The following is a 10,290-nucleotide window of genomic DNA, read 5'->3' on the forward strand; positions in this document are numbered from 1 at the left end:
AAACAGCTCCCTGGTGCGGCGTTGCTGTGGTGAGGGGTTACTGCGGTGGTGTGGGGGGTGTGTGAAGAAGCGGATGAAAGGGGGAACGGGCGGGGGCGCCCTTCGGCTCCCCCGCCCGTCACCGAGCGCCTAGTAGCACTCGTGCGTACCCGTCTTCAGCGACATCTTCAGACCGCTGAGCTTGAAGGTACCGGCAGTGGTCGCCCATGCCGTCTGCTTGACGTCGGTCAGCGTGGCCGAGTCGGCCTGCTGGGCGAAGCCGTAGGGGTTCGCCGTCTCGCCCTGCTTGATGCCGGGACCCTTGGCGGCGTCCTTGGCGGCCACACCGATGTCGATGTTGTTGAACGTCGCGTCGGCGTTGAGGTCGGCGACGTCGATGTAGAGGTTGTCCGCCTCTACCGGCTTGCTCTCGCCCGCCTTCAGGACCAGGCTCACCGAGCCGATCAGCGGAATGTCCGGCGTGACGACGGACTGGCACATGTTGTTGATCGTGGCGTCCTTGAACGCCGAGACCGCAACCGGGTGCGCCGTCTTCTTGCCGTCGAGGGTGTACCCCGAGTCGATCGCGCCGTACTGCTCGAACCCGTGGCCGACCAGCTTGTCCGCCGTCACCTTGAACGACTGACCCGACACGCTGAACGATGCGGCGAGGGCACCCTGCGCCAGGGCCACGCCTATCGCTGCCGTGGCGGCGACGCTGGGCACCATGACCACAGCGAACCGCTTCCATCTGGTCCCGCCACGCACCTGGGACTCCATATTTCCTCCTTCTCGGACGTACATCTCCTGCCGCCGGCTCGCCCCAGGGCGGCGGCTCAGCCGGGCAGGGATGGGAGAAGTGCTACGTCCTCGGGAAGGAGAGCGCCTGCGCTCGGTGGCGCGAAAAGCGCCCGAACTACCGGCGATCACCCCCGAGCGACAACCACTGGTCGCGCCTGACACGCATCACGCACAACCCTGCTGGACAGGCTTCGCCAGTGGCGAAGACCCCCCTGTCCCAGGGCCGGCGCCACTGCCGCCGGCCCTGCTCGGTGGGGACCCACAGAATCCCGTGACCCAACCGGATGCCGGGTACGGGAATGGACCGAGCGTGAGCGATCGTGGTGCATTCCGGCCGCCCGCACAAGGGGGTTCGTTACTGGCTAGTAACGGCCGGATAACCGAGAAACGACTCGCCGGTCTCGAACGGCGACGCTCGGTGTCATCGTGGGTCAGAACAAAACTATTGATCATTGGACAGAAGCAGACAGAACAACAGCCCTGGCTTACTCCCAGTAACAGCGGCCGCGATTGCCAAGTTTTGGCAAAGCGCGGCCGCCGTGACGCCTCGTCGGCGAATCTTTCACACCGGCATCACAGGCACCGGTGTTTAGTGACTGGTCAGCAGACGGCTCTCGATCGGGCTCAGAACAGCGCCCGGGCGAGCGCCCGGCGCGCCCCCGCCACCCTCGGGTCCTCGGCCCCGACGAGCTCGAAGAGCTCCAGCAGCCGCATGCGGACCGTGTCCCGGTCGTCACCCGCGGTGCGCCGCACGGTGTCGATGAGCCGGCCGAACGCGTCCTCCACGTGCCCGCCCACCAGATCCAGGTCGGCGGCGGCGATCTGCGCCGCGACGTCGCCCGGCTTCTCGGCGGCGTCCTTGCGTACCCGCTGCGGGTCCAGGCCCTGCACCCGCTGGAGCAACTCGGCCTGTGCCAGGCCGAGTTTGGCCTCCGGGTGGGCCGGGTCCTCGGCGAGGACGTTCTTGTACGCCTGGACCGCGCCGCCCAGGTCGCCCGCGTCCAGGGCCAGCGCGGCGGCCTCGAGCGCCGCGTCGTACGGCCCGGCCGGGGCCTCGGCGGCGACCGGGCGGACGCCCGGCTCCGCCTCCGGGTCGACGGCCAGGCCGGTCAGGCCGAAGCGCTGCTCGGCGACCTGCACCAGCTGGTCCAGGGTCTGCCGGATCTGTGCCTCGCCGGCGGCCCCCTGGAACAGGGGCAGGGCCTGGCCCGCGACCACCGCGAAGACGGCCGGGATCCCCTGGACCCCGAACTGCTGCATCAGCAGCTGGTTGGCGTCGACGTCGATCTTGGCGAGGAGGAAGCGCCCGTTGTACTCGACGGCGAGTCGCTCCAGGACCGGGCTCAGCTGCTTGCAGGGCTGACACCACTCGGCCCAGAAGTCGATGACGACGGGCACCTCGGCGGAGCGCTGCAGGACATCGCGTTCGAAGGTGGCCTCGTCGACGTCGATGACCAGGTCGGCCGGGGAGATCGCCCCCGGCCCGCCCTCCCGGGCCGCTTGGGCGCGCGCCTGCTCCGCCTTCGCCTTGGCCTCCTGGGCCGCCTTCACCGCGGCGAGGTCGACGACTCCGCTCATGGACATGTTCCGTGGCTGCATGCGTCTATCCTCCCCCGTTCCGCGCGCCCATGTGAAAACCGCTGTGAAAGCCGCCCCGTACGGGGCGGTTGGGCGCCGGGTCCCCACCGGGCGCCGCAGGGTGATGCTGTGTGGTCGTCGCTCGCACGGGTGTGTTCCCGTGCTTTCGATACGACCCGTAGCGTAATGGCACGGAGTGCCTCGCGGAAACCACCCCCCGGTGATCTCCCTCACGACGACACAGGAACCGGCGGTTTATGGTCATGCCATGCAGAGCCGCACTCCCGCCGCCCGCGCCGGGCGCCCGCGCAGCGCCGCCGCCGACGCGGCGATCCTGGCCGCGACGCGGGAGGCCCTGGTCGAGCTGGGCTGGTCCAAGCTCACCCTGGGGGACGTGGCTCTGCGGGCCGGGGTGGCGAAGACGACGCTGTACCGCCGCTGGGCGGGCAAGAACGAACTCGTCGTGGACGCGGTCGCCGAGCTGTTCGACGAACTGACCCTGCCCGACCGGGGCAGTCTCGCCGCCGACATCGAGGGCGTGGTGCTGCAGTTCTCGGCGATCCTGGCCCGCCCGGAGGCCAAGAGCGGCCTGATGGCGGTGGTCGCCGAGTCGACCCGCGACGACGCGCTGCGCGAGCGCATCCGGGACTCGATCGTGGAGCGTCAGAAGCGGCTGGTGCTGGAGGGCCGGGCCCGGGCCCAGGCCCGCGGGGAACTGCCCTCGGAGCCGGACCCGGAGGAGGCGTCCCGCACGGTCGATCTCATCTACGACGTGGTGGCGGGCGCGGTGGTGCACCGCACCCTGGTGAGCGCGGAGCCGGCGGACGAGGTGTGGGTGCGCGACTTCACCCGGGTGCTGCTCCTGGGTCTCACCTCACCCCCCTGAGACCGGACCGGATCCCCGCCCCGGCAGCCCGCCGGGTCGCCCACCAGGCCACCCGCCGCGGCGCCTTCCCGGTGGACCGCCGAGCCACCCACCAGGCCACGCGCCGTGAGGTCTTGCCGCTCGCTCGCCGAGCCGTCCACCATGCCACCCGCCGCGACGTCCTACCCGTCGCCCGCCGAGCCGCCCAGCCGGCCACCCGCCGCGGCCCCTTCCCGGCAGCCCGCCGCGTCGCCCACCAGGCCACCCGCCGTGAGGTCTTGCCCGTCGCCCGCCGAGCACCCCACCAAGCCACCCGCCGCGGCCTCTTACCGGCAGCCCGCCGGGTCGCCCACCAGGCCACCCGCCGCGGCGCCTTCCCGGTGGACCGCCGAGCCACCCACCAGGCCACCCGCCGCGGCCCCTTCCCGGACGCCCGCCGAGCACCCCACCAAGCCACCCGCCGCGACGTCCTCCCGGTCGCCCGCCGGACACCCCACCCGACGGCCCGCCACGGCGTCTTCCCGGCCGCCCGCCGAGCCACCCACTGCGGTGCCCACCCGAAGGCCGGCCGGGTCGCCCGGCGCGGCAGCAGCCGTCCGGGCGCCCGGCGGACCCCCCGGCGGAGGGTCCGGCCGGGCGTGTGCAGGGTCGTGCGGCGCGGCATCAGAAGCCCGCCGGCTCCGTGTACACCCCCCACTCGTCGCGCAGCACCTGGCAGATCTCGCCCAGGGTCGCCTCCGCGCGTACCGCGTCCAGCATCGGCTCGATCATGTTGGAGCCGTCGCGGGCGGCGCCGAGCATGGCCTCCAGCGCGGCCCGCACCGCGGTCTCGTCCCGGTGTCCCTTGCGCTCGCCGAGGACCCGGACCTGCTCGCGCTCCACCTCGTGGCTCACGCGCAGGATCTCCAGGTCGCCGGTGACGGACCCGGTGGCGACGTTGACGCCGACGACCCGCTTGTCGCCCTTCTCCAGCGCCCGCTGGTAGCGGAACGCGGACTCGGCGATCTCGCCCGTGAACCAACCGTCCTCGATGCCGCGCAGGATGCCGGAGGTGATCGGGCCGATGGGATGCCGCCCGTCGGGGTGCGCCCGCAGACCGCGCTCCTTGATCTGCTCGAAGATCTTCTCCGCGTCCGCCTCGATGCGGTCCGTCAACTGCTCGACGTACCACGAACCGCCCAGCGGGTCGGCCACGTTGGCGACGCCGGTCTCCTCCATGAGCACCTGCTGCGTGCGCAGCGCGATCTCGGCCGCCTGCTCGCTCGGCAGCGCGAGCGTCTCGTCGAGGGCGTTGGTGTGCAGCGAGTTGGTCCCGCCGAGCACCGCGGCCAGCGCCTCCACGGCGGTGCGCACCACGTTGTTGTACGGCTGCTGGGCGGTCAGCGAGACGCCGGCCGTCTGGGTGTGGAAGCGCAGCCACTGCGCCTTCTCGGTCCTCGCGCCGTACACGTCCCGCATCCAGCGCGCCCAGATGCGGCGCGCCGCGCGGAACTTGGCGATCTCCTCGAAGAAGTCGACGTGCGCGTCGAAGAAGAAGGACAGGCCGGGGGCGAAGACGTCGACGTCCAGGCCGCGGGATAGGCCCAGCTCGACGTAGCCGAAGCCGTCCGCGAGCGTGTACGCCAGCTCCTGCGCGGCCGTCGACCCGGCCTCGCGGATGTGGTAGCCGGAGACCGACAGCGGCTTGTACGCGGGGATGCGGGCCGCGCAGTGCTCCATCAGGTCGCCGATCAGCCGCAGATGGGGCTCGGGCTGGAAGAGCCACTCCTTCTGGGCGATGTACTCCTTGAAGATGTCGGTCTGCAGCGTGCCGTTGAGGGCGGAGACATCCACTCCCTGGCGCTCGGCGGCGACCAGGTACATGCAGAAGACGGGGACGGCCGGCCCGCTGATCGTCATCGACGTGGTGACGTCACCGAGCGGGATGTCCTTGAACAGCACCTCCATGTCGGCCGCCGTGTCGATGGCGACCCCGCAGTGGCCGACCTCGCCGAGCGAGCGCGGGTCGTCGGAGTCGCGCCCCATCAGCGTCGGCATGTCGAAGGCGACGGAGAGGCCGCCGCCGCCCGCCGCGAGGATCATCTTGTAGCGCTCGTTGGTCTGCTCGGCGTTGCCGAACCCGGCGAACTGCCGGATGGTCCAGGTGCGCCCCCGGTAGCCGGTCGGATACAGCCCGCGGGTGAAGGGGTACTCCCCGGGCCAGCCGATCCGCTCGAACCCGTCGTAGGTGTCCCCGGGCCGTGGGCCGTAGACCGGCTCCACGGGGTCGCCGGAGAGCGTGGTGAAGTCAGCGTCGCGCTTGCGTGCGGCGTCGTACCGGGCCTGCCAGCGTCGGCGGCCCTCCTCGATGGCGTCAGCGTCCATACCCTCGAATTTACTTGGACGTCCTAGTAAATGTCGACGGCTGACCGCCGCACGTGTTCCGTACGGCGGTGAGGGCTACGCCTTGACGGCGGCCGGCGCGGGGTTTTCGACCCGGGCCTCCAGCTCGCGGCTGACCTTGCGCTCCACGAAGAACGCCGCGGTCGGGACGGTCCCCGCCACCAGCACCCAGAGCTGCTTGCCGACCGGCCACTTGGCCTTGGCACCCAGATCGAAGGCGAAGACCAGGTAGAGGACGTACAGCCAGCCGTGCGCGATGGCGACGACACGGGTGACGTCGCCGGCACCGTCGACGCCCAGCCCGTACTTGGCGATCATGCTCAAGCACAGGAGCACCAGCAGGACGCCGGTGACGTAGGCCATGACGCGGTAGCGGGTCAGCACGCTCTTCTTCATGCCGTCGAGCGTAACCGTCCGTTCCGGGAGATCTTGCCCGGGGTCACTCCCCGTCGAAGTCGTGCGCGGCCACCCTGAGCGGCCGCAGCATGGCGAAGATCTCGGCGCACTCCTCGGCGTCGTACACGCCGAGCCCGAAGTCCATCGCCATCAGGTCGCGGGTGGCCGCGTCCACGACCTCCCGCCCCTTCCCGGTGATGACGGCGAGGGTGCCCCGCCCGTCGTTGGGGTTGGGCCGCTTGTCGACCAGACCGGACCTGACCAGGCGGTCCACGGTGTTCGTCACGGACGTGGGGTGGACCATGAGCCGCTCGCCGATCTTGGACATCGGCAGTTCGCCGGCCTTGGAGAAGGTGAGCAGCACCAGGGCCTCGTACCGCGCGAACGTCAGTCCGTACGGCTTGACCACCGCGTCGACCTCGGCCAGCAGGATCTGGTGCGCCCGCATGATCGAGGTGATGGCGGCCATGGACGGCACGTTTCCCCAGCGCTGCTTCCAGAGCTCGTCGGCGCGGGCGATGGGGTCGAAGGGGAGACTGAGGGGCTTCGGCACGTCATCAGACCCTACCGGTCGGTCATATCGTGGTCAGCCCTGTCTCGCCCACCGGGACCCCGGTCCCCGCCGCGGCCGGGGCGGCGGGGACCGGCTACCGGTCCTGGCCGGCGGCCAGGTGGCGCTCCACCGTCTCCACCTTCGAGGTGAGCCCGTCGGTCACCGAGGGGCGGATGTCCGCCTTCAGGACCAGGGACACGCGCGGGGCGCGCGCCTCGACCGCGGCGACGGCGCGCCTGACCACGTCCATCACCTCGTCCCACTCGCCCTCCACCGAGGTGAACATCGCGTCGGTGCGGTTCGGGAGGCCGGACTCGCGGACCACCCGGACGGCGTCGGCGACGTACTCCCCCACGTCCTCGCCGACACCCAGCGGCGTCACGGAGAAGGCGACGATCATGCGTTCACGACCCCCTCGCGGCGGGCGCGGGAGGCGATGACCGCGTCCTCGGCCTCACGCCGGAGCCTGCGCTCGGCGAAGAAGCCGCCGGTGGGCAGCACGGAGAGGACGAAGTAGAGCGCGGCGGTCCGCGGCGGCCACTTGGCGCGGTTCCAGGCGTCCGCCCAGAAGAGCACGTACAGCACGAACAGGAGGCCGTGGATCGCCCCCATCACGGGCACCGCGTTGAAGTCCGTGGTCCGCTTCAGGACCGAGCAGACCAGCAGGAGCAGGAAGGAGACGGCCTCGGGGGCCGAGACCAGGCGCAGGCGGCGCAGGGCGGTGGCGGTCTTGATGTCCACGGATCACCTTCGGTGGGAGAGACGCATCGGGCGGGGGCCGTTTGTGAACGCGAGCACAAACGCCCGTCCATTGTGGCAAACCCGAGGGCGGCGGACGGGGAGGGGGCCGCGGCGCACCGACCCCGAGAGGGACTCGGGGTCCGTCTCCACCCGTGGGACCTGTCGGCGGGCCGTGGCGCCCGCTACCTTCGCAGCGTGGCGATGTTCCGACTTCAAGGAAGCAAGGTCCTCGCCGTCGACATGACCGGGGACGCCGTGAAGGCGAAGAACGGCTCGATGGTCGCGTACGACGGGCAAATGGCCTTCAAGAAACTGTCCGGCGGCGGTGAGGGCCTGCGGGGCATGGTGACCCGGCGGCTGACCGGCGAGCAGATGACCGTGATGGAGGTGCGCGGGCAGGGGACCTGCTGGTTCGCCGACCGCGCGTCCGAGATCAACCTGGTCGCCCTGCGGGGCGACAAGCTCTACGTCGAGTCCAGCAACCTGCTCGCGACGGACGCGGGCCTGCGGACGGGCACCACGTTCACCGGGCTGCGCGGGGCCTCCCAGGGCAACGGGCTGTTCACGACGACCGTAGAGGGCCACGGCCAGGCGGCGATCACGTCGGACGGGCCGGCCGTGGTGCTGCGGGTCGGTCCGCAGTACCCGCTGATCGTGGACCCCGGCGCGTACATCGCCCACCAGGGGAACGTCCGGCAGTCCTTCCACTCCGGTGTGACGTTCCGCACGCTGCTCGGCGAGGGCGGCGGCGAGGCCTTCCAGATCCGGTTCGAGGGGGACGGCCTGGTGTACGTGCAGCCGAGCGAGCGGAACACGATCGCGGGGGATCTCTGAGATGGCCTTCCGCGAGCTCAACTCCAAGATCGTCGAGGCGTCCGTCGTACCCGGTCAGCGGCTGTTCAGCCAGCGCGGCGCGATGCTCGCCCACCGGGGCGACGTCTCCTTCACCCCCAACCTCCAGGGCGGCCAGGGCGGCCTGATGTCCATGATCGGGCGCCGGGTCGCGGGCGAGGCCACCCCGCTGATGACCGTCGAGGGCAGCGGCACGGTCCTCTTCGGGCACGGCGGCCACCACGTCCACGTCATCCACCTCACCGGCGACACGCTGTACGTGGAGGCGGACCGCCTGCTCGCCTTCGAGGGCACGCTCCGGCAGGGGACCATGTTCATGGGCTCGCAGGGCGGGATCATGGGCATGGTGCGCGGGCAGGTCACGGGCCAGGGGCTGTTCACCACCACCCTCCAGGGGCAGGGCTCGGTGGCCGTGATGGCGCACGGCGGGATCTTCGAGCTCCCGATCACCCCGCAGCGCCCGGTCCACGTCGACCCGCAGGCCTACGTCGCCCACCACGGCGACGTCCGCAACAAGCTGTCGACCGCGCTGGGCTGGCGCGACATGGTGGGCCGGGGCTCCGGCGAGGCGTTCCAGCTGGAGCTGAGCGGCAGCGGCACGGTGTACGTCCAGGCCTCGGAGGAGAAGCTGTGAGCGCATACGGGGACGCCGGGCCCGTGGTGTACGACCCCACGACCCTGCCGGCCGACGACAACGTCAACCAGTACACCTTCTGTGTGGACCTGAAGGGGAGCCAGTGGTTCCTGCAGAAGGGGAAGATGATCGCCTACTACGGGGCGATCGAGTTCAACGGCATCGGGCACGGCCGACTCGACCGACTTGTCCGTACCTCGTTCCATTCGCCTCTGCACGCGAGCGACTGGGTCGTGGCGGAGGGCTCGGGCCGGATGCTGCTCGCCGACCGGGCCTTCGACGTCAATTCCTACGATCTCGACGACGGCAACCTGACCATTCGCTCCGGCAATCTGCTCGCTTTTCAGCCAAGTCTTGCTCTCAAACAGTCGATCGTGCCGGGCTTTCTGACACTCATCGGAACCGGGAAGTTCGTGGCCGCATCTAACGGTCCGGTGGTGTTCATGGAACCCCCGATCCGGGTGGACCCGCAGGCGCTCGTCGGCTGGGCCGACTGCCCCTCGCCGTGCCACCACTACGACCACGGCTACCTGACGGGCGTAATGGGCGGCCTACGTGCGATGACGGGCCTCGGCGGGGCCTCCGGTGAGGAGCACCAGTTCGAGTTCGTGGGAGCCGGTACGGTCCTGCTCCAGTCGTCCGAGACCCTCATGGCCGAGCAGGCCACCGGAGTGGTCCCGGCCGAGCCCGGAGTACCGGGTCGTGCGGGGTCGCCGGGGGGTCACGGACCGCAAGCCGGCGCACCGCGCCTTCCCGGACAGCTGGGAGACCTCCAGCGTCGCTTCGGGCTGTGAGCGGTAGTCTGCGGAGTGTGACGGCTCGAACGCCTGCACACCGTCACAGCACCTCTCACTAGTTCGCCTTTCAACTTTTTAGGTAGACTTCATTCATGGAGACCGAGACGGCCACCCCCTGGCTGACCGATGCGGAGCAGTGCGCCTGGCGCACCCACCTGGAGGTCAACAGGCTGTTGACCTACCAGCTCGAGAAGGACCTGCAGCCGTTCGGACTGACGATGAACGACTACGAGATCCTGGTGAACCTCTCCGAGTCGGAGGACGTACGAATGCGGATGAGCGACCTCGCGTCCGCCACCCTCCAGTCCAAGAGCCGCCTCTCCCACCAGATCACCCGCATGGAGAACGCGAACCTGGTGCGCCGTGAGAACTGCGAGTCGGACCGCCGGGGGCTGTACGCGGTGCTGACCGAACACGGCATGGAGACGATGCGGAAGGTGGCGCCGCACCATGTGGCGTCCGTGCGCAGGCACTTCATCGACCTGCTGGACCCCGAGGCGCTGGGCGAGCTGGACAAGGCCCTGAAGCCCATCGCCGAGCATCTGCGGGGGCAACGGGGGCGCCCGTAGCACGGTGGGCCGCCCCCGACGACGGCGGCGGGGGGGGGCCCCCGGGGGGGCCCCCCCCCCCCCCCCCCCCGCGGGCCCCCCCCCCCCCCCCGGGGGGCCCCCCCCCCCCCCCCCCCCCCCCCCCCCCCGCGCGGCGAGACCCG

At 70.8% G+C, this 10,290-nt stretch carries 12 protein-coding genes; 5 read left to right on the forward strand and 7 right to left on the reverse strand.

Annotation, left to right across the window (positions count from 1 at the left end; genetic code table 11):
• Positions 1-129: 129 nt before the first annotated feature.
• A complete protein-coding gene (locus tag ACIQ9G_RS10300; RefSeq protein ID WP_356194129.1) occupies positions 130-759 on the reverse strand; it encodes a DUF6230 family protein in 630 nt (209 codons plus the stop codon).
• A gap of 645 nt (positions 760-1,404) precedes the next feature.
• Positions 1,405-2,379, reverse strand: a complete 975-nt coding sequence (locus tag ACIQ9G_RS10305) for a tetratricopeptide repeat protein (protein WP_403608011.1) — start codon at positions 2,377-2,379, stop codon at positions 1,405-1,407.
• Between the two features lie 247 nt (positions 2,380-2,626).
• On the opposite strand from ACIQ9G_RS10305, the gene ACIQ9G_RS10310 reads away from it, so the two are divergent.
• Positions 2,627-3,244, forward strand: coding sequence for a TetR/AcrR family transcriptional regulator (locus ACIQ9G_RS10310; protein ID WP_403608013.1), 618 nt, complete (start codon positions 2,627-2,629; stop codon positions 3,242-3,244).
• Between the two features lie 642 nt (positions 3,245-3,886).
• Here the strand turns inward: ACIQ9G_RS10310 and ACIQ9G_RS10315 are convergent.
• The 5 genes from ACIQ9G_RS10315 to ACIQ9G_RS10335 form a co-directional block, all read right to left on the reverse strand.
• Positions 3,887-5,587, reverse strand: a complete 1,701-nt coding sequence (locus tag ACIQ9G_RS10315; protein WP_403608015.1) for a methylmalonyl-CoA mutase — start codon at positions 5,585-5,587, stop codon at positions 3,887-3,889.
• 75 nt (positions 5,588-5,662) lie between these two features.
• Positions 5,663-6,001, reverse strand: a complete 339-nt coding sequence (locus tag ACIQ9G_RS10320) for a DUF3817 domain-containing protein (RefSeq protein ID WP_403608017.1) — start codon at positions 5,999-6,001, stop codon at positions 5,663-5,665.
• 43 nt (positions 6,002-6,044) lie between these two features.
• Positions 6,045-6,554, reverse strand: a complete 510-nt coding sequence (locus tag ACIQ9G_RS10325; protein ID WP_356194141.1) for a MarR family transcriptional regulator — start codon at positions 6,552-6,554, stop codon at positions 6,045-6,047.
• 94 nt (positions 6,555-6,648) lie between these two features.
• Positions 6,649-6,954: an MTH1187 family thiamine-binding protein gene (locus tag ACIQ9G_RS10330; RefSeq protein ID WP_392196019.1), complete on the reverse strand. Its 306-nt coding sequence runs from the start codon at positions 6,952-6,954 to the stop codon at positions 6,649-6,651.
• On the reverse strand, positions 6,951-7,295 hold the full coding sequence (locus ACIQ9G_RS10335) for a DUF3817 domain-containing protein (RefSeq protein WP_403608020.1): 345 nt from the start codon (positions 7,293-7,295) through the stop codon (positions 6,951-6,953). Before ACIQ9G_RS10335 ends, ACIQ9G_RS10330 begins: the two co-directional genes overlap by 4 nt.
• A gap of 201 nt (positions 7,296-7,496) precedes the next feature.
• Between ACIQ9G_RS10335 and ACIQ9G_RS10340 the strand changes: the two genes are divergently transcribed.
• From ACIQ9G_RS10340 to ACIQ9G_RS10355, 4 genes are all read left to right on the forward strand, one after another.
• Positions 7,497-8,129, forward strand: coding sequence for an AIM24 family protein (locus ACIQ9G_RS10340; protein WP_403608792.1), 633 nt, complete (start codon positions 7,497-7,499; stop codon positions 8,127-8,129).
• A gap of 1 nt (position 8,130) precedes the next feature.
• A complete protein-coding gene (locus ACIQ9G_RS10345) occupies positions 8,131-8,781 on the forward strand; it encodes an AIM24 family protein (protein ID WP_403608022.1) in 651 nt (216 codons plus the stop codon).
• A complete protein-coding gene (locus ACIQ9G_RS10350; protein ID WP_403608024.1) occupies positions 8,778-9,575 on the forward strand; it encodes an AIM24 family protein in 798 nt (265 codons plus the stop codon). The genes ACIQ9G_RS10345 and ACIQ9G_RS10350 overlap by 4 nt, the downstream gene beginning before the upstream one ends.
• 95 nt (positions 9,576-9,670) lie before the next feature.
• Entirely contained in the window at positions 9,671-10,147 is a 477-nt protein-coding gene (locus ACIQ9G_RS10355; protein ID WP_403608026.1) for a MarR family winged helix-turn-helix transcriptional regulator, read from the forward strand.
• The last annotated feature ends 143 nt before the right edge of the window (positions 10,148-10,290 follow it).

The sequence above is a fragment of the Streptomyces sp. NPDC096152 genome, from assembly GCF_044763235.1.
Classification (GTDB): Bacteria; Actinomycetota; Actinomycetes; order Streptomycetales; family Streptomycetaceae; genus Streptomyces.

Coding starts and splice junctions, on each gene's coding strand:
- ACIQ9G_RS10355 (WP_403608026.1), top strand. CDS start 9,671: ATGGAGACCGAGACGGCCACCCCCTGGCTGACCGATGCGGAGCAGTGC.
- ACIQ9G_RS10320 (WP_403608017.1), bottom strand. CDS start 6,001: ATGAAGAAGAGCGTGCTGACCCGCTACCGCGTCATGGCCTACGTCACC.
- ACIQ9G_RS10310 (WP_403608013.1), top strand. CDS start 2,627: ATGCAGAGCCGCACTCCCGCCGCCCGCGCCGGGCGCCCGCGCAGCGCC.
- ACIQ9G_RS10340 (WP_403608792.1), top strand. CDS start 7,497: ATGTTCCGACTTCAAGGAAGCAAGGTCCTCGCCGTCGACATGACCGGG.
- ACIQ9G_RS10300 (WP_356194129.1), bottom strand. CDS start 759: ATGGAGTCCCAGGTGCGTGGCGGGACCAGATGGAAGCGGTTCGCTGTG.
- ACIQ9G_RS10330 (WP_392196019.1), bottom strand. CDS start 6,954: ATGATCGTCGCCTTCTCCGTGACGCCGCTGGGTGTCGGCGAGGACGTG.
- ACIQ9G_RS10305 (WP_403608011.1), bottom strand. CDS start 2,379: ATGCAGCCACGGAACATGTCCATGAGCGGAGTCGTCGACCTCGCCGCG.
- ACIQ9G_RS10345 (WP_403608022.1), top strand. CDS start 8,131: ATGGCCTTCCGCGAGCTCAACTCCAAGATCGTCGAGGCGTCCGTCGTA.
- ACIQ9G_RS10315 (WP_403608015.1), bottom strand. CDS start 5,587: ATGGACGCTGACGCCATCGAGGAGGGCCGCCGACGCTGGCAGGCCCGG.